The sequence below is a fragment of the Wigglesworthia glossinidia endosymbiont of Glossina morsitans morsitans (Yale colony) genome, from assembly GCF_000247565.1.
GTDB lineage: Bacteria > Pseudomonadota > Gammaproteobacteria > Enterobacterales > Enterobacteriaceae > Wigglesworthia > Wigglesworthia glossinidia_B.
Genome location: NC_016893.1, coordinates 184510 through 207052 on the forward strand (window position 1 = coordinate 184510; position 22543 = coordinate 207052).

At 26.4% G+C, this 22543-nt stretch carries 37 protein-coding genes and 2 pseudogenes; 1 reads left to right on the top strand and 38 read right to left on the bottom strand.

Going from position 1 to position 22543, the window contains the following annotated elements:
* Window positions 1–18: 18 nt before the first annotated feature.
* The 38 genes and pseudogenes from WIGMOR_RS03595 to rpsJ form a co-directional block, all read right to left on the bottom strand.
* Entirely contained in the window at window positions 19–321 is a 303-nt protein-coding gene (locus WIGMOR_RS03595) for a ribosome biogenesis GTPase Der (RefSeq protein ID WP_408068264.1), read from the bottom strand.
* Window positions 298–743, bottom strand: a pseudogene (locus WIGMOR_RS03600) (GTPase); the annotation flags it as partial. The pseudogene WIGMOR_RS03600 and the gene WIGMOR_RS03595, both read right to left, overlap by 24 nt.
* A 300-nt stretch (window positions 744–1043) precedes the next feature.
* Window positions 1044–1391 (bottom strand): annotated as a pseudogene (locus WIGMOR_RS03605) (GTPase); the annotation flags it as partial.
* Between the two features lie 35 nt (window positions 1392–1426).
* Window positions 1427–2596, bottom strand: a complete 1170-nt coding sequence (locus tag WIGMOR_RS00870; RefSeq protein ID WP_041944105.1) for an outer membrane protein assembly factor BamB family protein — start codon at window positions 2594–2596, stop codon at window positions 1427–1429.
* Between the two features lie 17 nt (window positions 2597–2613).
* Complete coding sequence (locus WIGMOR_RS00875) at window positions 2614–3111, bottom strand: tetratricopeptide repeat protein (protein ID WP_014353960.1); 498 nt, start codon at window positions 3109–3111, stop codon at window positions 2614–2616.
* Window positions 3112–3123: 12 nt separating this feature from the next.
* A complete protein-coding gene (hisS, locus tag WIGMOR_RS00880) occupies window positions 3124–4419 on the bottom strand; it encodes a histidine--tRNA ligase (protein WP_014353961.1) in 1296 nt (431 codons plus the stop codon).
* 33 nt (window positions 4420–4452) lie between these two features.
* Complete coding sequence (gene ispG / locus WIGMOR_RS00885; RefSeq protein ID WP_014353962.1) at window positions 4453–5535, bottom strand: flavodoxin-dependent (E)-4-hydroxy-3-methylbut-2-enyl-diphosphate synthase; 1083 nt, start codon at window positions 5533–5535, stop codon at window positions 4453–4455.
* A 67-nt stretch (window positions 5536–5602) separates the two neighbouring features.
* A complete protein-coding gene (locus tag WIGMOR_RS00890; protein ID WP_014353963.1) occupies window positions 5603–6100 on the bottom strand; it encodes a helix-turn-helix domain-containing protein in 498 nt (165 codons plus the stop codon).
* A gap of 88 nt (window positions 6101–6188) precedes the next feature.
* Window positions 6189–7280, bottom strand: coding sequence for a 23S rRNA (adenine(2503)-C(2))-methyltransferase RlmN (gene rlmN / locus WIGMOR_RS00895; RefSeq protein ID WP_014353964.1), 1092 nt, complete (start codon window positions 7278–7280; stop codon window positions 6189–6191).
* Between the two features lie 83 nt (window positions 7281–7363).
* Window positions 7364–7792 (bottom strand): nucleoside-diphosphate kinase, encoded by a 429-nt coding sequence (ndk, locus tag WIGMOR_RS00900; protein ID WP_014353965.1) that lies wholly within the window; start codon window positions 7790–7792, stop codon window positions 7364–7366.
* Between the two features lie 156 nt (window positions 7793–7948).
* Window positions 7949–8317: a 50S ribosomal protein L17 gene (gene rplQ, locus WIGMOR_RS00905; RefSeq protein WP_014353966.1), complete on the bottom strand. Its 369-nt coding sequence runs from the start codon at window positions 8315–8317 to the stop codon at window positions 7949–7951.
* Window positions 8318–8345: 28 nt separating this feature from the next.
* A complete protein-coding gene (locus WIGMOR_RS00910) occupies window positions 8346–9326 on the bottom strand; it encodes a DNA-directed RNA polymerase subunit alpha (protein ID WP_014353967.1) in 981 nt (326 codons plus the stop codon).
* Window positions 9327–9353: 27 nt separating this feature from the next.
* The gene (rpsD, locus tag WIGMOR_RS00915; protein ID WP_014353968.1) at window positions 9354–9974 is read right to left on the bottom strand and encodes a 30S ribosomal protein S4; all 621 of its coding nucleotides are present in this window, start codon (window positions 9972–9974) and stop codon (window positions 9354–9356) included.
* A gap of 36 nt (window positions 9975–10010) precedes the next feature.
* A complete protein-coding gene (gene rpsK / locus WIGMOR_RS00920) occupies window positions 10011–10406 on the bottom strand; it encodes a 30S ribosomal protein S11 (protein WP_014353969.1) in 396 nt (131 codons plus the stop codon).
* A gap of 17 nt (window positions 10407–10423) precedes the next feature.
* Window positions 10424–10780 (bottom strand): 30S ribosomal protein S13, encoded by a 357-nt coding sequence (gene rpsM / locus WIGMOR_RS00925; RefSeq protein ID WP_014353970.1) that lies wholly within the window; start codon window positions 10778–10780, stop codon window positions 10424–10426.
* A 100-nt stretch (window positions 10781–10880) separates the two neighbouring features.
* A complete protein-coding gene (gene rpmJ / locus WIGMOR_RS00930) occupies window positions 10881–10997 on the bottom strand; it encodes a 50S ribosomal protein L36 (RefSeq protein ID WP_014353971.1) in 117 nt (38 codons plus the stop codon).
* A gap of 12 nt (window positions 10998–11009) precedes the next feature.
* Window positions 11010–12317, bottom strand: coding sequence for a preprotein translocase subunit SecY (secY, locus tag WIGMOR_RS00935; RefSeq protein WP_041944153.1), 1308 nt, complete (start codon window positions 12315–12317; stop codon window positions 11010–11012).
* Between the two features lie 34 nt (window positions 12318–12351).
* On the bottom strand, window positions 12352–12786 hold the full coding sequence (gene rplO, locus WIGMOR_RS00940; RefSeq protein WP_014353973.1) for a 50S ribosomal protein L15: 435 nt from the start codon (window positions 12784–12786) through the stop codon (window positions 12352–12354).
* Between the two features lie 2 nt (window positions 12787–12788).
* Entirely contained in the window at window positions 12789–12968 is a 180-nt protein-coding gene (gene rpmD / locus WIGMOR_RS00945; RefSeq protein ID WP_014353974.1) for a 50S ribosomal protein L30, read from the bottom strand.
* Window positions 12965–13477, bottom strand: coding sequence for a 30S ribosomal protein S5 (rpsE, locus tag WIGMOR_RS00950; protein ID WP_014353975.1), 513 nt, complete (start codon window positions 13475–13477; stop codon window positions 12965–12967). The genes rpmD and rpsE overlap by 4 nt, the downstream gene beginning before the upstream one ends.
* Window positions 13478–13493: 16 nt before the next feature.
* Window positions 13494–13847, bottom strand: coding sequence for a 50S ribosomal protein L18 (gene rplR / locus WIGMOR_RS00955; RefSeq protein ID WP_014353976.1), 354 nt, complete (start codon window positions 13845–13847; stop codon window positions 13494–13496).
* A gap of 1 nt (window position 13848) precedes the next feature.
* Entirely contained in the window at window positions 13849–14388 is a 540-nt protein-coding gene (gene rplF, locus WIGMOR_RS00960) for a 50S ribosomal protein L6 (protein WP_014353977.1), read from the bottom strand.
* A gap of 13 nt (window positions 14389–14401) precedes the next feature.
* A complete protein-coding gene (rpsH, locus tag WIGMOR_RS00965) occupies window positions 14402–14794 on the bottom strand; it encodes a 30S ribosomal protein S8 (protein ID WP_014353978.1) in 393 nt (130 codons plus the stop codon).
* Between the two features lie 23 nt (window positions 14795–14817).
* Complete coding sequence (gene rpsN, locus WIGMOR_RS00970) at window positions 14818–15123, bottom strand: 30S ribosomal protein S14 (protein ID WP_014353979.1); 306 nt, start codon at window positions 15121–15123, stop codon at window positions 14818–14820.
* 11 nt (window positions 15124–15134) lie between these two features.
* Window positions 15135–15671: a 50S ribosomal protein L5 gene (rplE, locus tag WIGMOR_RS00975; protein ID WP_014353980.1), complete on the bottom strand. Its 537-nt coding sequence runs from the start codon at window positions 15669–15671 to the stop codon at window positions 15135–15137.
* A gap of 14 nt (window positions 15672–15685) precedes the next feature.
* Window positions 15686–16000, bottom strand: a complete 315-nt coding sequence (gene rplX / locus WIGMOR_RS00980; RefSeq protein WP_014353981.1) for a 50S ribosomal protein L24 — start codon at window positions 15998–16000, stop codon at window positions 15686–15688.
* A gap of 21 nt (window positions 16001–16021) precedes the next feature.
* Entirely contained in the window at window positions 16022–16393 is a 372-nt protein-coding gene (gene rplN / locus WIGMOR_RS00985; RefSeq protein ID WP_014353982.1) for a 50S ribosomal protein L14, read from the bottom strand.
* Between the two features lie 72 nt (window positions 16394–16465).
* Window positions 16466–16720, bottom strand: a complete 255-nt coding sequence (gene rpsQ / locus WIGMOR_RS00990) for a 30S ribosomal protein S17 (protein WP_014353983.1) — start codon at window positions 16718–16720, stop codon at window positions 16466–16468.
* 2 nt (window positions 16721–16722) lie between these two features.
* Window positions 16723–16917, bottom strand: coding sequence for a 50S ribosomal protein L29 (gene rpmC, locus WIGMOR_RS00995; RefSeq protein ID WP_014353984.1), 195 nt, complete (start codon window positions 16915–16917; stop codon window positions 16723–16725).
* Complete coding sequence (rplP, locus tag WIGMOR_RS01000; RefSeq protein ID WP_014353985.1) at window positions 16917–17327, bottom strand: 50S ribosomal protein L16; 411 nt, start codon at window positions 17325–17327, stop codon at window positions 16917–16919. Before rplP ends, rpmC begins: the two co-directional genes overlap by 1 nt.
* 13 nt (window positions 17328–17340) lie before the next feature.
* Entirely contained in the window at window positions 17341–18042 is a 702-nt protein-coding gene (gene rpsC, locus WIGMOR_RS01005; RefSeq protein ID WP_014353986.1) for a 30S ribosomal protein S3, read from the bottom strand.
* A gap of 12 nt (window positions 18043–18054) precedes the next feature.
* Window positions 18055–18393, bottom strand: a complete 339-nt coding sequence (gene rplV, locus WIGMOR_RS01010) for a 50S ribosomal protein L22 (protein ID WP_014353987.1) — start codon at window positions 18391–18393, stop codon at window positions 18055–18057.
* Window positions 18394–18403: 10 nt separating this feature from the next.
* On the bottom strand, window positions 18404–18682 hold the full coding sequence (rpsS, locus tag WIGMOR_RS03525) for a 30S ribosomal protein S19 (RefSeq protein ID WP_014353988.1): 279 nt from the start codon (window positions 18680–18682) through the stop codon (window positions 18404–18406).
* 16 nt (window positions 18683–18698) lie between these two features.
* Window positions 18699–19529: a 50S ribosomal protein L2 gene (gene rplB, locus WIGMOR_RS01020; protein WP_014353989.1), complete on the bottom strand. Its 831-nt coding sequence runs from the start codon at window positions 19527–19529 to the stop codon at window positions 18699–18701.
* 15 nt (window positions 19530–19544) lie between these two features.
* On the bottom strand, window positions 19545–19847 hold the full coding sequence (gene rplW / locus WIGMOR_RS01025) for a 50S ribosomal protein L23 (protein WP_014353990.1): 303 nt from the start codon (window positions 19845–19847) through the stop codon (window positions 19545–19547).
* Window positions 19844–20449: a 50S ribosomal protein L4 gene (gene rplD, locus WIGMOR_RS01030; protein ID WP_014353991.1), complete on the bottom strand. Its 606-nt coding sequence runs from the start codon at window positions 20447–20449 to the stop codon at window positions 19844–19846. The genes rplW and rplD overlap by 4 nt, the downstream gene beginning before the upstream one ends.
* 17 nt (window positions 20450–20466) lie before the next feature.
* Window positions 20467–21123, bottom strand: coding sequence for a 50S ribosomal protein L3 (gene rplC / locus WIGMOR_RS01035; RefSeq protein WP_014353992.1), 657 nt, complete (start codon window positions 21121–21123; stop codon window positions 20467–20469).
* 33 nt (window positions 21124–21156) lie between these two features.
* Complete coding sequence (rpsJ, locus tag WIGMOR_RS01040) at window positions 21157–21468, bottom strand: 30S ribosomal protein S10 (RefSeq protein WP_014353993.1); 312 nt, start codon at window positions 21466–21468, stop codon at window positions 21157–21159.
* Between the two features lie 735 nt (window positions 21469–22203).
* Between rpsJ and WIGMOR_RS01045 the strand changes: the two genes are divergently transcribed.
* Window positions 22204–22527 (top strand): rhodanese-like domain-containing protein, encoded by a 324-nt coding sequence (locus WIGMOR_RS01045; RefSeq protein WP_184486947.1) that lies wholly within the window; start codon window positions 22204–22206, stop codon window positions 22525–22527.
* The last annotated feature ends 16 nt before the right edge of the window (window positions 22528–22543 follow it).

Genomic DNA, 22543 nt, shown 5'->3' on the forward strand with positions numbered 1-22543 from the left:
CTAAAATTTTAAAAAAAATTATTTATCAATAAATTTTATTTTTAATTTGCTTCCAGTTAACTGAAGCTGTTGAATGAAATAATTTTTTAAATAAGTAATATAATTAATCGATAAATATTTAGTTTTACTACCGTGTATAACAAGAATTAAAGGATTACATCCACCAACATGTGCATATTTTAATTTTATTTTTTTATATTTTACAATAGGAATCTGTTTTTTAACGAGTGCTTGATATAATATACGAGTTAGTTGCGATGTTTTAAAGAAAGATGTTCGGCTTTTATAAGTTCTATCTACGGATTTAATTAAATTATTTATTCCATAAGATTTTTTCGCTGATATACAGCGTATTTCGACAGATTTAAAAAAAGTAATTCGGCGCTGTATATTTTGTTTAATTTTTAAATAATGATTTTTAGAAATTAAATCATACTTATTAATTGCGATTATTAAAGATTTACAATTATCTATAACTATTTTTAATAGGCAAAGATCTTGTTTTGTAATACCAATAAATGGATCAATTATTAATAATACAATGTCTATTTTTTTAATGATATTAAATGTTTTTTCTAAAATTAATTTTTCTATATTTTTTAATTTATTTTTTTTAGATATTCCTGCGGTGTCAATAAATAAATAACTTTTTTTTTTCTTGTGCACATTGCACACAAGCTATCTCTTGTAGTACCTGCAATGTTTGATACAGATGCTCTTTGTGCATTTAATAAAGAATTCATTAAAGTAGATTTTCCAGAATTTGGACGTCCAAGAATAATTATTTTAGGTAAATTAAAATACTTTTTTTTCACATCAAAAATATTTTGTTCAGTATTATAATCATAATTTTTTTTATTTTTATTTTTTTCAGTGCTTGATTTAATTAAAAAATATTCTGGATATAAAATAAGATTAAATAATTTATTTATTTCTAATTTTTTTTTACAATTTATTAAATAAACTTGATTCTGAATTCCAAGAAAATTAATTTTTTTTAAAATTTCATTTTCATATTTTAAAAAACTTAAATTAATAATAACGAAAAACTTTTTTTTAATTTTTTTTAAAAAATGTATAGTTTGCAAAAAATTATCAAAAGTAGTGTTAAATTCATATTTAATAATAAAAAAAATAATATGTGATTCTTGAATTGCAAGCACAGATTGTTTATTAAATTTATATTTTTTTGAAAAAAAATCTCCCGAATCTATTGCAGGAGTATCAATAAAAATGAAATTACATTTTTTTCGCGTACAAACGGCGTACTGACGATCACGTGTAAAATTTGGAATGCTAGAAATTAATGCAATATTTTTTTGTATCAATTGATTAAAAGTAGTAGATTTTCCCGAATTTTCTTTTCCAATTAAAGCAATAATAAGATTCATATTATACCATTAGTTTAAGTATACAATTTTAATTTTTATAGATTAAAAGAATATATTTTCCCAGATTTTGCAATTATTAGTAAGTAATTTTTAAATATATTCATAAAAAATATATTTCCTGATATATTAATTTTTTCTTTTTTTATATACTTTCTATTATTAATATTAATTTGATATACGTATTTATTTTGATCTAAAAAAATGAAATATTTATGATATATAGCAAAATGCCTATAATTAGGTCGAATTAGTTTTTGATTATAAATCCATACATTTTCTCCAGTATGTAAATTTATAGCGATGATTTTATAGTATTGATCTATTGCATATAAATTATTTTTATCATATAAAATTTTAGATATATATATAGATTTGTTTATCCATAGTATTTTTCCTGATTCTGAATTTAAACAAAACAAATATCCATTTTTTGAAATAACATAAATTTTATTATCTAAAACAATTACATCTTTTTTTTCATTTATACTATAAAATAAATTATTTTTTTTATGGTCAATATAATTAATAGATTGTTCCCATATAGTTTCTCCATTATATACGGATAAAGCTATTACGTTTTTTTTATTATCTATTAAAATCACTTTATCTGAAAAAATTTTTACAAAAAATATATCATATTTATATGTATTAAATACTTCATTATTTATTTTTTTTGTCCATTGTATACTGCCGTCTATTTCATTTAATGCTTGTAAAAACCCATTGTTAGTATAAATTATGAGTACTCCATAATTTGTTGATTGTGGTATAGACAATATTTTTCCTAAAGTTTTTTGTTTCCAAATTAATTTTCCATTATTTATATCTAAAGCATATATTATTCCATATTCAGATCCCATGTATATATAATTAATGTCACTTGAACTAACACCTATTCCTCCTGCAAGTTTTATATTTTTTTTATGTGGTATAAATAGATTGTTTAAATTTATTTCCCAAATTTTTGTTCCAGTATATATATTTATTGCTTTCACTGTGCCGGTATAATTTGCAAAAAATATTTTTTCATTTTTATTTGCTGGAATTAATTGAGAATATTTCATATTTTTGAAATCTAAAAAATTAGTCCAAGATTTTTTTATTTTATTTGTGTTAAAATTTTTCTGTAAAGATAAATCTTTTTTATGAATATAATTTATTTCAGAAGTAACATGAAAAAAATTTTCAGTGTTTAAGTTGTCCATAATTATATGACAAAATTTCAAGTTTTATGTGTTTTTTTAAAATGAACGTCGTGATTTAAAATGTAATGTGCTAACTCTTTCCATCCTGGACGGGTAATATTTTTTAAAATGTTTTCTGCATTTTCTATATCATTTTGTTGTAACATTAATCTTGCTTTTCTTAAAGCAATTAAAGATTTTAAATTTAAATCTTCTGCTAATAAAAAAGCCTTATTTAAATATACTAAAGCTTCTTCAAATTTATTGTTTTCTACATTTATTTTTGCAATCCCTAACAAAATAAATACAGTATAGTTGTTTTTATGTTCTTTTGCTGCGTAAAAATTTGTATATTCAGAATTTTCTAATTTTTTTTTCATATCTTTCCAAATTTGAAAAGATTGATATAGTTCGTCGTTTTTATTTCTTTGATACTTTTTATAAAAAAAAATAGAAATTAAAATGAATATAAAAAAAAATAATAAAATAAATATATTTTTTTTAAATATGTATTGATTTATTTTAAATAAAGACATAATAAGTAATATTTAATTTTTTAAATATTTTTTAATAATATTAATAATACGACTTTGATGCACAGTTTCTTGAATACCGCTATTTAAATATTTAATAGTAATATTATTTGCTTTTATTTCTTTTTTTCCTAAAATTAATGCAATTTTTGCATTTAATTTATTTGCAGTTTTTAATTTTTTTTTGCAATTTTTTTGACTAATATCTGTCATAATTTTTAATGTATACGACAAAGAGCTGCGTAAATGCTCTACAAATAATAGCATTTCTATTATTATATCGTGTGTAATAGTAATTACATATATATCTATATATTCTAAATCTTTTTTTATTTTTTTTTGTTTAAATTCAACTAATAATATGAGACGATCTAATCCGATAGCACAGCCTAATGCTGGTGTATGCATGCCACCAAGTTGTCTGACTAAATTATCGTATCTGCCTCCACTGCAAATAGCAATATTTGAATAGTTTAATATTTTTGGCATCCATTCAAATATAATATCATTATAGTAGTCTAATCCTCTAAATAAATTCGAATTAATTTTGTATGGTATATTTGATTTTTTTAATAATTTACATAAATTTAAAAATTGATTTTTTGAATTTTCTCCGATGTAATTAAAAATTTTAGGAATTTTTAACGATTCTTCTTCTGTAAGATTAATTGCATTAATTATTTTTGAAGGATTACTATTGAAATCAAACTGAACTTTTATTTTGTTTTTTTCACTGTAAATAAAAATAAATTTTTTTAGATCTTTTAAATAATTTTCTCTTTCTTGAAAATTACCGATAGAATTTATTTCTAATATTAAATCTTGATCTATGTTAAGGTTTTTCCATATTCTTGAAGTAAGTAAAATTAATTCAAATTCTGCACTGATATGATCAGATCCAAATATTTCTAAACCTATTTGGGAAAATTGTCTATATCTTCCCTTTTGAGGTCTTTCATAGCGAAACATAGGACCTATATACCATAATTTATGTATACTATTATTGTGAAATAAATTATTATAAATTGCAGAACGCACACATCCTGCAGTTCCTTCTGGACGTAAAGCTAATCTACAAGAATTACGATCTAAAAAAGTATACATCTCTTTTTTGACAACTATATTATTATTGCCAATTGCTCGAGAAAAAACTTGAGAATGTTCCAAAATAGGAAATCGTATTTCTTGATAATTATAATTAGAAATTATTTTTATAATTTTTTTTTCGATAAATCTCCACAGATTTGTTTGCTCTGGAAGAATATCTTTCATACCTCGTACGATATGTGCTGTATTTTTTTTTATATGCATCTATTTTTCTCGAAATCAAAATTAAAAAATTTTTTACAAATTTTTAGATTTTTTTCTAACATATTTTTCTATTGTATCAATTATTTTTGAATTTTTAATTTTTGTTTTTTTTCTCACTCCATTTTCATATAGAATGCTTTTATTACGATATCCTGAAATTCCAATGTCTGATTTTTCAGCTTCTCCGATTCCATTAACCATACAACCAATAATAGATACATCCATAGGAGTTGTAATGTCTTCTAATCTACTTTCCAAAGTATTAATTACTTTAATAACGTCAAATTCTTGACGTGAACAAGTGGGGCATGCTATAAAATTAATACCTCGTTTTCTGATGTTTAAAGCTTGTAAAATATGAAATCCTACTTTAATCTCATTAACAGGATCTGCAGCTAAAGAAACACGTAAAGTATCTCCTATACCGCTAAATAATAACAAACCAATTCCTATTGCCGATTTGACTGTGCCATTTGTTAGACTGCCAGATTCTGTTATACCTAAATGCAATGGTTGTTCGATAGCAGATGCTAACAATTGATATGCCGAAATACAAGTTAATACATCTGAGGATTTTACGCTGACTTTAAAATTATTGAAATCTAATTTTTCTAAAATGTTTACATGACGCATTGCAGACTCAAACAAAGCATGCGGATTTTTTATTCCATATTTTTCTTGAATATCTTTTTCTAGTGAACCTGAATTTACACCAATACGAATAGGTATTTTTTTTTCTTTAGCAATATGGATTACAGATTGAATACGTTTTAAATTTCCAATGTTGCCTGGATTAATGCGTAAGCAATCCGCACCATATTCAGCTGATTTTAATGCAATTCGATAATCAAAATGTATGTCTGCTACTATTGGAGCTGTAACTTTTTGTTTGATTTTTTTAAATGCTTCTGCTGCTTCTAATGTAGGCACAGACACACGAATTATTTCTGCTCCAGCTTGTTGTAATTTATTAATTTGCTTGATAGTAGCTTTTACATTTGTTGTACAAGTATTTGTCATAGATTGTACAGAAATTGGAGCATCTCCTCCTATTGGAATATTTTTAATATAAATTTTTTTTGATTTTCTACGTTTAATAGATATGGTTTGATTCATATTAGTTCCATTATTATATAATATGCTAATAAAATAAATATATTATAATTAATTAATTGTGTAATATTTAATTTTTATCATTAACTTTTTTAAAATCTCTTTTTATTTTTTTTTCAACTTGTAAAGTTTTAATATTTAAAATATCTTGATAATTAATACGATAACTTTGCCACCACCAGGTGCCTATAAGTATAACGATAATAAAAATAGCAAGCCATGTAATTTTAACGAGCCATATATCTTTTTTTTTATATTGCTTTAATGATTTAATTTGACTAGTAGCTTTTATTCTAGGAAAGGAACTTTGCATTTTATTATTTATTAATGAAAGTTCTGTTTTAGGTAATTTTACTAAATTTGCATATGCTCGAATATATCCGTATAGAAACGTTTGTGATACGTGAGGATGTTCTGCATCGTTTTCTATGTTATCTATTATTGATACTTTTAAACGTAAAATTTTAGCAATTTCTTTTTGACTTAATCCCAAATTTTCACGTGCTTTTTTTAAAGATTTTCCGATAGTATTAGAAGTTATTTGATTTTTTTTTTCTCCAATATTCATTTTTTTAATAGAATTTTTTTATTTTCAATTATGTTCAAAATTTAATTTTGAAAGTGAGTATTATAATTGCAACTTTATATTGTAATCTTTAAGGCATTTTATGCAACATGTTTGTTCTTTTATACATACGATTAGCTACAATTCCTGATAGTTGTCCGCAAGCCGCATTAATTGAATCGCCTCTTTGTTTTCTAATAGTAGTAATTATTCCGTTTTTTTTTAAAATTTGTGAAAATTTCTTTATTTGATTTTTATTACTAGGTTTATATTGAGATTTAGGAATACAATTCCATGGGATTAAGTTTACCTTACATGGAAAATTTTTTAGGCAATTTTTTAATTGATATGCATGATTATCAGAGTCATTAACTTTATTTAGCATAACATATTCTATAGAAATTTTTCCTTGATTAGCTTTAGATACAGAGATATATTTTTTTGCAGCTGATAGTAACGAACAAATATTATACTTGCGATTAATAGGCATTATTTGATTTCTTAAAATATCATTTGGAGCATGTAAAGAAATTGCTAATTTTACGTCTAATACTTTTCCAAGATTTTGAATAATATGAGATATACCTGCGGTAGATATCGTAATACGTCTTTTAGATAAATTAAAACCGTGATTATCTAAAATTATATTTATTGTAGAAATTAATTGTTTTAAATTTAACAAAGGTTCTCCCATGCCCATAAAAACAATATTTGTAATTTTTTTTAATGTATAATTTTTTGTATGGACAATTTTCATTGCATTCCAAATTTGTCCAATCATTTCAGAAGAATCTAAATTTCTATTAAATCCTTGCATTGCTGTTGCGCAAAAAGTGCAATTTAAAGCGCATCCTATTTGGCAAGATATGCATAAAGTAGCTCGATTTTTTTCTGGAATATATACAATTTCAATATTTTGATTAGATATCTGCAATATCCATTTGATTGTACCATCCTGTGAAATATATTCAGATATTATTTTTGGTATTTTAATTTCTGATTGTATTAATAGTTTATTACGTAAATTTTTATTAAAATTGAAAATATTATTTATGTTATCACAATAATTTTGATACACTGCTTGCATAAATTGATTAGCACGAAACTTTTTTTCTCCTAAATTTAAAAAAAATTCCTGTAATTGTAATTTCGTCATTCCAAATAAATTTATTTTTTTGTTCATTTTTAATTAACTTGTTTAATAAAAAATCTACTTTTAAAAATTGTTTGATTGTATTTATTATCATATTAAAATTTCTTGATGCTTTATATACGAGAAAAAATTTCTTTTGTTTTGAAAAAAAAATTTATTTCTTTTTTAGCTGATATTATAGAATCAGAACCATGTATACTATTTTCAACAATACTGTCAGAATAATCTGATCTTAATGTTCCAGATAAAGCGAGTTTTGGATTTGTATTTCCCATAATTTCTCTATTTCTTTGAACTGCATTATATCCTTCTAGTACTTGTACTATAATAGGACTCGAACTAATAAAGTGTATTAAATCTTCGAAAAATGATTTATTTTTATGCTCTATATAAAAAGATACTGCTTTTTCCCAATTTAATTTAATCATTTTAGACGCAACAATAAATAGCCCTGCTTTTTCTAAACGGCTTATGATAGAACCAATAGAATTTTTAATTATAACATTTGGTTTAATTATTGATAAAGTTTGTTCAATTTGCATAAAAAATTCCTAAAGTAATTAATTAAATTTACTAATTTAATTTTAAAATATATTTATGTAATTTACTTTATAAAATATTTTCTAAAACTTTCTTGAATGAACTTATTTAAAATATTAAAAATATATTTATTTTATTTTCAATAAAATTTTATAAAATTATGTATTTTTTTTATAATCGTTTAAAGCTATATATGCCATATATGCACTATCTCCCTTTCTGTATCCATTTTTTAATATTCTTAGATATCCTCCTTTTACTTTAATAAAACGAGGCCCTATAGTATTAAATAATTTTGAAACAATTTCATTATTTCTAATTTTTGAAAATGCTCCCCTCCGATTCGATAAGGTATCTATTTTTGATAATGTAATTAGAGGTTCAAGAATCTTACGTAGTTCTTTAGCTTTTGGTAATGTAGTATAAATTATTTCATGACGTATTAATGAAATTATCATATTTCTAAACATAGATTTTCTATGACTAGAATCACGATTTAAGTGTCTACCTGAATATTTATGACGCATAATTCACCTTAAACAATTTTTTAGAATATTAAGAAATACTATCTGGAGGCCAATTATCAAGACGCATACCAAGAGTTAAATTACGAGTTGCTAGAACATCTTTAATTTCTGTAAGAGATTTTTTTCCTAAATTAGGTGTTTTTAATAACTCGACTTCGGTTCTTTGTACTAAATCTCCGATGTAATGAATAGATTCCGCTTTAAGACAATTTGCAGATCTTACTGTTAATTCTAAATCGTCTACTGGTCTAAGCAAGATAGGATCAAATTCTGGTTTTTCTTCTTTTATCTCTGGTTGACGAACATCTCTAAGATCAATAAAAGCTTCTAATTGTTCTGATAAAATAGTTGCTGCACGACGAATCGCAGACTCTGGATCAATAGTGCCGTTTGTTTCCATATCTATAATTAATTTATCTAAATCTGTACGTTGTTCTACTCGAGCGGCTTGCACATTATATGAAATCCTTTCTACTGGACTATAGCATGCATCTAATAATAATCTTCCAATAGGACGATCTTCTACGTGCATACGAGAAACTGCTGGTACATATCCACGACCTCTTTGTACTTTTATACGCATACTAATTGATGAATTTTCATGCGTTAAATGACATATAATATGTTCTGGACGACATATTTCGATGCTTCCATCGTTTATAATATCTGAAGCAGTCACTTTGCCGATACCAGATTTAGATAACGATAAAATTGCACTATCTTTGTTACTTTGTATAATGACTGCAAGTTCTTTCAGGTTTAATAATACTTCTAGTATATCTTCTTTAATTCCTTCTTTAATACTATATTCGTGCAATATTCCATCGATTTCTACTTCTGTAACTGCATATCCTGGCATTGAAGACAATAAAATTCGGCGCAGAGCATTTCCTAATGTATGTCCAAAACCACGCTCCAAAGGTTCCAACGTTATTCTGGCATGTGTTCTACTAATTTGTTCAATGTCAACTAGTCTGGGTTTAAGAAATTCTGTTATAGAATTCTGCATATTACAATCTCTCTAATATCAAAATTGTTATTTTGAATAAAGTTCAACAATTAAATGTTCATTGATTTCTGAAGATAACTCTGAACGTTCAGGAAATTTTTTTAATATTCCTTGCATTTTAATTAAGTCAACTTCGATCCAAGATTGTTTTTCTCGTTGTTCCGATATTTCTATTGATGCTTGTATACGAGATTGTTTTTTAGAATTAGGATGTATTTGAACAACATCATTGATTTTGAGTTGATACGATGGTATATTGATAATTTTTTTATTTACTGTAATTGATTTGTGTACTATTAATTGTCGAGATTCTGCTCGAGTTGTTCCAAATCCAATTCTATATACTATATTATCTAATCTATTTTCTAATATTTTTAATAAATTTTCTCCGGTGTTCCCTTTCATTCTGGAAGCTTTTTTATAGTATCTTTTAAATTGTTTTTCTAATATTCCATATAATCTACGTACTTTTTGTTTTTCTCTTAATTGTATTCCGTAATCAGATAATCTTGGTTTTTTTATCCCGTGTTGTCCGGGCAATTGATCGATTTTGCATTTTGTTTCTATTACCCGAATTCCAGATTTAAAAAATAAATCCGTACCTTCTCTGCGACTTAATTTAAGCATAGGTCCTAAATATCTGGCCATTTATTTGTTTATAACCTGTATTGAAAAAGTTGAAAATTAAACACGACGTTTTTTTGGCGGACGACATCCGTTATGAGGAATCGGTGTAACATCTGTAATATTAGTAATTCGAAATCCAGCAGCATTTAAAGCGCGTATTGTAGATTCACGTCCTGGACCTGGTCCTTTAACCATAATTTCTAAATTTTTTATGCCATATTCTTTTGCTATTTCAGAACATTTTTCTGCGGCAACTTGTGCGGCAAATGGTGTAGATTTTCTAGATCCACGAAATCCAGATCCTCCAGATGTAGCCCATCCTAATGTATTTCCTTGTCGATCAGTAATTGTGACAATTGTATTGTTAAAAGATGCATGAATATGCGCTATTCCGTCTAAAATTTGTTTTTTGTTCTTTTTTTTTGCAAATTTAGCGCTTATTTGTTTAGACATTTTTTTATAATTCCGAATTATTTTTTAATTGCTTTTCTAGGTCCTTTTCTGGTACGTGCATTAGTTTTCGTTCGCTGACCACGTACTGGAAGATTTTTTTTATGCCTTAATCCTCGATAAGTTCCGAGATCTATCAGTCTTTTTATATTTAAAGTAACTTCTCTACGTAAATCTCCTTCGATTTTAAGTTTTGATATTTCTGTACGAATTGATTCTAATTCTAAATTACTTAAAGAATTTACTTTTGTGTTTAATTTTATTCCTGTTTTTTTGCATATTTTTTTCGAAAGAATATTTCCTATTCCGTAAATATTTTTTAACGCAATTACTATTTGTTGTTTTTCTGGAATGTTTATTCCTGCTATACGTACCAATACTGTATTCCTATACTTGAATGGTTAAAAATTAAATTTATAGACGAGTTTTAATTGTACTAAAAATTAATCTTTTAATCTATAAAATTTATTCATAAATTTATCCTTGACGCTGTTTATGTTTTGCGTCAGATATGCATAATACTCGAACTACTCTTTTACGTTTAACAATTTTACAATTACGACAAAACTTTTTTACAGAAGCGCGTACTTTCATAAAATCCTCAGATCATTTAGTAAAATTTTTAAGATTTGCTTTTTTTAATACTGAACTATATTGGCTAGACATAATTAAAGTTTGTACTTGTGTCATAAATTCTATAATAACAACTACTACTATTAGTAATGATGTTCCTCCGAAATGAAATGGAGCCTGTACAAATACTCTAAAAAATTCTGGCATTAAACAAATTAATGTTATATAAGTAGATCCTATTAAAGTGAGACGCATCATAATTTTATTAATATATTGTGCTGTTTTAACGCCAGGACGAATTCCGGAAATAAATGCTCCGGATTTTTTTAGATTATCTGCAGTATCTTTTGAATTAAAAACTAATGAAGTATAAAAAAAACAAAAAAATATAATAGCGCATGCATATATAATAGAATATGATAAATGTCCTGGTTCTAAATATGCTGCAAGAGATGTTAACCAAGACCATCCAATTCCTCCTCCGAACCACGATGCTATAGTAGCTGGAAACAAGATTAAACTAGAAGCAAAAATTGCTGGTATTACCCCTGACATATTGATTTTTAATGGCAAATGTGTGATGTGTGCAGCGTAAATTTTTCTTCCTTTTTGTCGCATAGCATAATTCACTGTAATTTTACGTTGTCCACGTTCAATGAACACAACAAAAAAAGTAATTATAAAAATTAATGTCATAGATACTAAAATAGTTAAAATTTTTAAATCTCCTTGTCTTGCTTTTTCAATAGATTGAATTATGTCTATTGGTAATCCAGCAACAATGCCTGAAAAAATAAGTAACGAAATTCCATTTCCTATTCCACGTGAAGTAATTTGTTCGCCTAACCACATTAAAAAAATCGTACCAGATACTAAACTGGTAATAGTAGTAATATAAAATTCTAAGCCTTTTTGTATCACTAATTCTTGCATACCAGGCATATTTGGTAGTCCAATTGCAATGCTCATAGATTGTATGATAGCTAATATCAATGTACTATACCTTGTATATTCATTAATTTTACGTCTTCCAAATTCTCCATCTTTTTTTATTTCAGATAATTTTGGATGTATTATCGTTAACAATTGTATAATAATTGAAGCTGAAATATGCGGCATGATACCTAAGGCAAAAATTGAAGCACGACTTAATGCTCCACCGGAAAACATGTTAAATAATTCAATAATTGTGCCTTTTTGTTGTTCAATTAAATTTGAAAGTATATTTGTATCGATTCCTGGAATTGGAATAAATGAACCAATACGGAATATAATTAATGCAAAAATTACAAAAATTAATCTATTTTTTAACTCAAATAAATTATTTTTATTTTTTTTTATATTAAATTGAGATTTTTTTTTATAATTTAGTAAATTATTCAATTTTCCCACCCGCTAATTCAATTGCACGTTTAGCGCCTTTACTTGCATATAAATTTTTTACTTTTATTTTTTTATTAAAATTTCTAGAAAAAATTAGTTTTGCTTTTTTAATTTTTAAACTAACAATTTTACGTTTTTTTAATAATTTCAGATCTATGATAGTATCTTGAATTTTTTTTAATTGAGATAAGGGTACTTCTTTAATTAAAAGTGATTTGCGAGATATCGTATGTCCAAATTTTGGTAAACGTCTATATAAAGGCATTTGCCCCCCTTCAAAACCTCTTCGCACTTTACCTCCAGATCGAGATTTTTGACCTTTATGGCCGCGCCCTCCTGTTTTTCCTGTTCCTGACCCAATTCCTCTGCCTTTACGTTTTTTAACACGTTTGGAATTTGGTGATGGTGAAATAGTATTTAAGTACACTTTTATTCCTCTATTTTGAGCAAATAAGAAATGGAATGTATCATTCCTAGCAATCTTTTAGATTTTTTTCTCTCTACGGTATGTCCAATATGACGCAAACCGATTCCTATAAGAGTAGATTTATGTTTTTTTGAACAACTAATTACGCTTTTAGTTTGAGTAATTTTGATAAATTTTGTCATTGAAAATTTTTTCCTAATATTTCTTCAATAGATTTACCGCGTTTTTCAGCAATATATTTAGGAAATTTCATACTTTTTAATGCATTAATAGTAGCTCGTACAACATTAATAGGATTTGTAGATCCATAAACTTTTGCTAATACATTATGTATTCCTGAAACTTCTAAAACTGCTCGCATTGCACCCCCAGCAATAATACCTGTTCCTTCTGATGCTGGTTTCATAAATACACGTGATCCTGTGTATATTCCTTGAATTTCATGATGCAAAGTTTTAAAAATGATTGGAATTTTTATCATGTTTTTTTTAGCTTTATCCATTGCTTTTTGAATAGCAGATGGAACTTCTTTGGATTTTCCATAACCAAATCCAATACGTCCTTGGCAATCTCCTACCACAGTAAGTGCAGTAAAACTAAAAATTCTTCCTCCTTTTACTGTTTTAGAAACACGATTAACAGAAATTAATTTTTCTTGTAATTCTCCGGAATGTTTTTCGATTTTAGCCATATCAACCTTCTTAATATTAAAAATTTAGTCCAAATTTTCTAGCTGCTTCCGCTAAAGCTTTAACACGACCATGATATTTAAATCCAGAACGATCAAATGCTATTTTTGTAATATTTTTATTTAAAGCACGTTCTGCAATTTTTTTACCAATTATTTCAGCAGCTTTTTTATTTCCTGAATTTTTCAATATGCTCATAATTTTTTTCTCTAAAGTTGAAGCGCTTGCTAATACATACGAACAATCAGGAGATATAATTTGCGCATAAATATGTTTAGAAGTACGATGTATTAAAAGTTTTGATATATTTAATGTTCTAATTTTTTTACGTGTTTTTGTCGCTCTTTTAATGCGCGCTATTTTTTTTTTCATATTATTTATTTTTTTTAGTTTCTTTTATTTTGAGAATTTCATATGAATATCGAATACCTTTTCCTTTATATGGATCTGGGATTTTATAATTTCTAATATTTGCAGCAAATTGTCCCATTTTTTGCTTGTCAATACTAGTTAAAATAATTTCATTTGAACTTGTGCATTTTACAGAAATATTTTCTGGTATATTCACATTGATTATATGAGAAAATCCTAAAGACATAACTAGTTGATTATTAGTAATATTTGCACGATATCCTATTCCTGAAATGATTAATGTTTTGGTAAATTTTTGAGTTACTCCTATAATCATATTATTTATTATTGATCGCATGGTTCCGGTCAAAATCCATAAAAAATTAGAGTTTAATTGTTTCGGAGCCAATTTAATTGTATTATTAATTTTTGATATATGAACTCCTGAATGCAATTTTTGATTTAATTCTCCATGTATTCCACTAATTGTGATATTTTTTTTTAATATATTAACATTAACTTTTTCTGGAATTAAAATTGGCATTTTAGCTATACGAAACATTTTTTCTCCGTATTTATTCTACATAACAGATAATTTCTCCGCCCAGATTAAGATTTCGTGCAGCTTTATCAGTCATGATCCCTTTAGAAGTAGAAATAATAGCAATTCCCATGCCTGATTTTACTTGCGGCAAAGATTTTTTATTTTTATAAATTCTTAATCCTGGAGAACTAATTCTTTTAATTTTTTCTATTACTGGAGTTCCTTTAAAATATTTAAGTACTAATTTTAATATAGGTTTTATTTCATTTTTTATTTCATATGATTCTATAAATCCTTCATTTTTTAATACATTAGCAATTGATATTTTTGAATTAGAAGATGGCATATAAATAAATTTTTTTTTTGAAATTTGTCCATTTCTAATACGAGTAAGCATATCTGCAATTGGATCTTGTAAACTCATAATACTCTCCGATAATTATTTAATTACCAACTCGCTTTACGTAATCCGGGAATTTCTCCTCTCATCGCAGATTCTCTTAGCTTGATTCGACTAAGTCCAAATTTTCTTAAAAATGCATGTGGTCGAGCAGTTTGACTGCATCGATTTCTTTGACGACATGGACTGGAGTCTCTTGGTAAAGATTGTAATTGTAAAATTGCTTTCCATCTGATATCGTTAGATAAATTTTTATCTGTAATAATTTTTTTTAATTTTTTTCTTTTCTTAAAAAAAATATTCGCTAACTTTATTCTTTTTTTTTCACGTTCTTGTACGGATTTTTTTGTCACGTATACACCTCTCATTTACTAAATGGAAAAGTAAAGGAAGATAGTAACATATAGCCTTCTTTTTTTGATTTTGCAGAAGTAGTAATTGTTATATCTAATCCTCGAATTCTATCAATTTTGTCATAATCTATTTCTGGAAAAATAATTTGCTCTTTAATTCCTATACTATAATTTCCAAATTGATCGAAAGATCTTATAGGAAATCCTCGAAAGTCTCGAATTCTTGGTATAGCAATACAAACTAGTTTTTGAAAAAAATTCCACATATGTGCGTTTCGTAATGTTACTTTACATCCTACCGGATGACCTTGACGAATTTTAAAACTAGCTAAAGATTTTTTTGCTTTTGTAATATATGGTTTTTGTCCAGAAATTAATGTTAAATCATTTACTGCATTTTCTAAAAGTTTTTTATCAGAAATAGCTTGACCTACTCCCATATTTAATGTAATTTTAATAATTTTTGGCACTTGCATGATAGACTTGTAATTTAATTTATCTTTTAATTTAAATAATATATGATCTTTATAATATTGCTTAAATTGCATGGTATAAAAATTCCTTATTTAATCAATTTTTTGTTAGATTTAAACATTCGGTATTTTATTCCGTTTTTATTAGTAAATCCAATACGATCTAATTTTTGTGTATCGAAATTAAATATTGCTAAATTTGATAAAGAAATTGGTTGTTCTTTTTCTATAATTCCACCGGATTGTTGCGTGTTGGGATTAGGTTTTTGATTTTTTTTAACTAAATTGATACCTTCTACTATTGCTTTTTTAGAATCAATTATTTTTTTAACTTTTCCTTTTTTTCCCTTATATTTTCCGCTTCTCACAATAACTTCGTCATTAATTTTAATTTTTTTTGCCATATATAAAAATTTTCCGTTATTTTATAATACTTCTGGTGCTAAAGAAATAATTTTCATGAATTTTTCTATTCTTAATTCGCGTGTTACTGGCCCGAAGATTCTGGTTCCGATCGGTTGTTCAGTAGTATCATTCAGTAAAACGCAAGCATTTCTATCAAATCTTATTACTGAACCGTCTGATCTAACTAGTGCTTTTCGAGTTCTTACTACTACTGCTTTTAAAACTTCTCCTTTTTTTACTTTTGCACGCGGAATAGCATCTTTTATTGCAATTTTTATAATGTCGGCTATTCTTGCATAACGTCGACGAGATCCTCCTAACACTTTAATACACATTACGGAGCGTGCTCCGGAGTTGTCTGCTACTGATAATACAGTCTGTACTTGAATCATTGTACACCTTTGAGAAAATAAGTTATTAAAAAACTTTAACTTAAGTTAAATTTTATATGAATTTAGATATATTTAAACATTTTTTTTATTAATTTTTTTCAATTTCCATGATTTTGTTTTAGCAATTGGTCTACATGATTGTATTTCAACAATATCTCCAATCTTACTTACGTTGAGTTCGTCATGTACATGTAATTTTGTGGTTTTTCTTATAAATTTACCGTATATAGGATGGCGCATTAGTTTTTTTACTGATACAACAATAGATTTCTGCATTTTATTTTTTATTACTTGTCCTTTAAGGATTGAAATATTTTTCTTTTTCATTATTATTTTTTTTCCTTTTCTTCATTAAGCAACATTTTTACATGTGCAAGATTACGTCGTACTTCTTTTAAAAGATGTGTATTTTGCAATTGCCCGCTTCCAGCTTGCATACGTAAATTAAATTGTTCACGCAATAAATTTAATAATTCAGCATTAAGTTCTTTTTTATTTTTTTTTCTTAGATTTTTTAGATTCATTACATCACCATTTTTGTAACAAATGTAGTTGTAATGGGAAGTTTTGCTGTTGCTAATTTAAATGCTGATCGTGCTATTTCTTCCGAAACATCATCTATTTCATACAGTATTTTTCCAGGTTGTACTAAAGCTACCCAATATTCTACATTTCCTTTTCCTTTACCCATACGTACTTCAAGTGGTTTTTTTGTAATCGGTTTATCTGGAAATACACAAATCCAAATTTTTCCTTGCCTTTTAATTGATCTTGCCATCGCTCTACGTGCAGATTCTATTTGACGTGATGTTAATCTTCCACGATCAATAGCTTTCAATCCAAATTTTCCAAAATTAATTTTAGAATTTATTGATAATCCTTTGTTGCGACCTTTTTGCATTTTTCTAAATTTCGTACGTTTTGGTTGTAACATGAAAACATTCCTTTTATTTTCTAACTTTTCGATAAATGTTTTTTTTAGATATATTAGGCATTTCTTGTTTTTTATATGGTGATATGCTACCTAACACTTCTCCTTTAAAAATTGAAACTTTTATACCAATAATTCCATATGTTGTATGCGCTTCAGATGTGCTATAATCAATGTTTGCACGAAAAGTGTGTAGGGGCACTCTACCTTCTCTATACCATTCTGTACGAGCAATTTCTGAACCTCCTAATCTACCGCTAACTTCTACTTTAATACCTTTTGCGCCTAATCTCATAGCATTTTGAACAGCACGCTTCATTGCTCTACGAAACATAATTCTTCTTTCTAATTGTGATGCAATACTGTCAGATACTAATTTTGCATCAAGCTCTGGTCTTTTAATTTCAGTAATACTAATTTGTGCTGGAACTCCGGTTATAGTAGAAATTTTTTTTCTAAGTTTTTCTACATCTTCTCCTTTTTTTCCGATTACTATTCCAGGTCTTGCTGTATATATATTTACACGAATACTTTTTGCTGGGCGTTCAATAATTAATTTAGATATGGATGCTTTTAACAAAGTTTTGTTAAGAAATGTCCGCACTTTAAAGTCGCTAGCTAGGTTTTTTGCAAATTCTTTAGTATTTGCATACCATGTAGAACGCCATGATTGAATAATTCCCAATCTAATTCCATTTGGATTAACTTTTTGACCCATAAGTATAATCTCCTAAACTTTTTTTTCAGATAAAGCGATTGTAATATGACTGGTACGTTTTAAAATTCTGTCTGAACGACCCTTAGCACGTGGCATAACGCGTTTCATACTAGGACCAACATTAACGTATATTTTTTTTATTTTTAAATTTTTTATATTTATACCTTCGTTATGTTCCGCATTTGCAATAGCAGATTTTAATACTTTTTTTATCAAATTAGCTGATTTTTTTTTAGAAAATTTTAGTATTTTTAAAGCTTTCGAGGCATCGTTTCCTCGAATTAAATTGGCAACTAAGCGTATTTTTTGTGCTGAAGATCTAGCATAACGATGATGAGAATATACTTCCATAGATAGCTCCTTAGCGCTTTTTTATTTTTTTATCAGCAGAATGCCCACGATAAGTTCTAGTCGGTACAAATTCGCCTAATTTATGTCCTACCATTTCTTCTCCTATGAAAATAGGGACGTGTTGTTTGCCGTTATGAACTGCAATTGTCATTCCGATCATAGATGGAAATATAGTAGAACGCCGTGACCATGTGCGAATCGGATTTTTTTTTTCAGATGTTTGCATTTTTTCTATTTTCTTTAATAAATGAAAATCTATAAATGGTCCTTTTTTTAAAGAACGAGGCATATTTATTAAATCCTTGTTATTGTTTTTTTGATTTTCTATGATGCAATATGTATTGCTCGGTACGTTTGTTTCTTCTTGTTTTTTTCCCTTTAGTTTGAACTCCCCATGGAGAGACTGGATGTTTTCCGAAATTTCTTCCTTCTCCTCCACCATGTGGATGATCTACCGGGTTCATAGCTGTTCCTCGAACAGTTGGTCTAATACCTCTCCAACGTTTTGCTCCTGCTTTTCCGAGAGAAATTAGCATATGTTTATCATTTCCGACTTCTCCGAATGTTGCTCTGCATTTATTGAAAACTTTACGTGTTTCACCTGATCTTAATCGAATAATAACATAATTTTTTTCGTGCGTAATAATCTGCACATATGATCCTGCTGATCGCGCTATCTGTCCGCCTTTACCTAATTTTAATTCTACATTGTGTACAATTGATCCTGCTGGAAATAATTTCATTGGTAATGCGTTTCCGATCTTTATTGGTGCATTTATACCGGATTGAACTTTATCCCCAATATGAAGATCTTTTGCTGCAAGAATATATTTTTTTTCTCCATCTTGATATACAACAAGAGCTATATGTGACGATCGATTTGGATCGTACTCTAATCGTGCTACTTTTCCAACAATGTTATCTTTAGTACGTTTGAAATCAATTATTCGATATTTTTTTTTATGACCTCCTCCGATGTGTCTTGTAGTAATATGTCCTTGATTGTTTCGGCCTCCAGATTTATTTAATTTTTTAGTTAATTTAGATATTGATTTACCTTTATATAAATTTGAATTTACTATTTTTACAGTGTGTCGACGACTGGGAGTGGTGGGCTTACATTTATTTAATGTCATTAAAATATACCAAGTTTATTCGATATTTTTCATAGTTTTAATATTTTGATTTTTTTCAAAAATTATATAAGCTTTTTTCCAATTTTTTCTTTTACCAGAAAAATTTTTATATTTTTTTTGTTTACCTTTAATTGTTAATGTCTTAACAGATTTTGGTTGTATATTAAAAATTTTTTTAATAGAATCTCTTATTTCTGATTTTTTTGCATTTTTTAATACTTTAAAAGTAACAATATTATACTTTTCAGAAAGTATTGATGATTTTTCTGAAGAATATGAAGATTTTAGTATTTTGAGAATACGTTCTTGATAATTCATGTTAGCATTGCCTCAAATTTTTTTACAGCATCTTCTGTAATAAGAACTTTTTTATGTGTAATTAAGTTAATGAGATTTAATTTTATTGGATCAGAAACATTTATTTTATGTAAGTTACGTGAAGCTAAAATCAAATTTTTATCTATTTTATCAGATATAATTAAAACATTTTTTAATCCCATATACTGCAATTTTTTTGATAAATTTTTTGTTTTTTCAGATTCTACAAAAAAATTTTTTACTAATATTAGTCTATTTTGTCTTAATAATTCTGACAATATACTTTTTAAAGCGCTTTGATACATTTTTTTATTAATTTTTTGTTTATAGCTTCTTGTTTTTTTTGCAAATGTAACTCCTCCGGATCTCCAAATTGGACTTTTTGTACTTCCTGCTCTTGCTCGACCAGTTCCTTTTTGACGCCAAGGTTTTTTTCCAGAACCAGTTATATCGGATCGACTTTTTTGTACACTGGTACCTTGACGTTGAGTATTTTGAGAAGAATTAATTACTTGATGTATAAGTGGTTCATTAAATTTAAGTCCAAATATTTTTTCGGAAAGATTAATTTTTTCTTTTGTGTCTACGCATATGATCTCCATTACATAATCCTTTGATCCTACAATTTAATATCATGATCATTCGAAAAATATTTTACAGCTGGTTTAATAATTAAATCTGACTTATTAAAACCAGGAACAGATCCTCTAACTAATAATAATTCATTTTTTACGTCTATTTTTATGATAACTATGTTTTGAATTGTAATTTTATTACATCCAAGTTGTCCGGACATTTTTTTGCCTTTAAATACTTTTCCTGGTGTTTGATTTTGTCCGATAGATCCTGGAGCTCTATGAGACAAAGAATTTCCATGAGAAGCGTCTTGTCCGCTAAAGTTCCATCGCTTCATTGTACCAGAGAATCCTTTACCTTTAGATATACCTGTAATGTCAACTTTTTTTGTTTTGTTTAAATTTTCTATAGAAAATTTTTGTCCTACATGTAAGTCATGATTTTTATTTATTCGAAATTCCCACAATCCTCTCCCTAAAGATATATTCGCCTTTTTAAAATGACCGATAATTGATTTATTAATATTTTTAGAATTTTTTATTCCTGTAGTAATCTGAATCGCTGAATATTTGTCATTTTGCATGTTTTTGATTTGTACTATTCGATTTTCATGAATTTGAATTACTGTTACTGGAATGATTTGACCCTGCGCATTAAATATTTGAGTCATACCTATTTTACGTCCAACTAGACCGTACATATTGAATTATCCTTTGTAATTTTAATATTTTATTCAACCAAGACTAATTTGCACATCTACTCCGGCTGCTAAATCTAAACGCATCAATGCGTCTACAGTTTTTTCTGTTGGTTTAACTATGTCTACTAATCTTTTATGAGTTCTAATTTCATATTGATCTCTTGCGTCTTTATTTACATGAGGAGAAATTAAAATAGTAAACCGTTCTTTTCTCGTTGGAAGTGGAATAGGTCCGCGTACTTGTGCGCCAGTACGTTTTGCTGTTTCAACAATTTCGGACGTCGATTGATCAATCAAACGATGATCAAATGCTTTTAATCGAATACGAATCCTTTGATTTTGCATGAAACAGAACTCCAATAATTTAATAGTAAAAGTAAACTGCAATTTTTTATAGAATGCATTTAGAATTATAAATTTTATAAAAAACGATTTTTATAAAATGTTAATTTTATCAAAATTAACATGTATTTAATGCAAAAAGTTAGTTAATCAAAATATAAAAATTTTATTTTTATAATTAAATGTAACTGCAATCTCAATAAGAATCAAGATCTATTTAAAGATTTTATTTTTTTGTTTACTAAGTAAAAATTTATTTATTTTTTTAATTAAAAGATGTCTTTTTTTGTTACAATATCAATTGTTATTTATTAATCTATTATTTAATATTGTTTTAAATAAATTTTACATTATGATACCTTTATTTCATTAAAGTATTTATTAAATTTTTTGTAAAATATAAAATAAACAAAAAATTTCATTTTTTTTAATAAGTTTTTACATAAAATTAATAAAAATTAAAACATTTTACCTTGTGTTTCTATACGTATAAGTATTTGTACGATAAAATTTTATGCAATAAAAAATTTAATTTTTTAAGCGACAGTCAATTCGATTTTTTATGTAATTAAGTATATAATGAATAATTATTTAATACTTTATATATTTTATAGTACTTGAGATATTTTTATGCAAAAATTGATTTATTTCATAGAACATCATACTATACTTTTTTTAGTCTGGCTATCCTTTCTTATCTTATTATTATTCAATTTTATACAAAACAAAATAAATAAAATGCATGTAATATCCAAACATTCCGCTATTACTTTAATGAATCGTCGTCATGCAATTGTAATTGATTTAAGAAATCCAGAAGACTATTCTAATGGACATATTATAAATAGTTTAAATTTAAATTTTGATCATATTAAAACAAAAATTCTTGATAAAAAAAATAGTAGCAAAAAAACATTAATTTTAGTTTGTGAAAATGGAAAACTATCAAAAAAAATTTTCAAAAAAATTAACAAAATTCTTCAATCAAAAAATTTTAAAATATACATTTTAGAAGATGGTATAAATGGATGGAAATTAGATAATTTACCGTTAATAAAATAATAAAATGATACGAGAT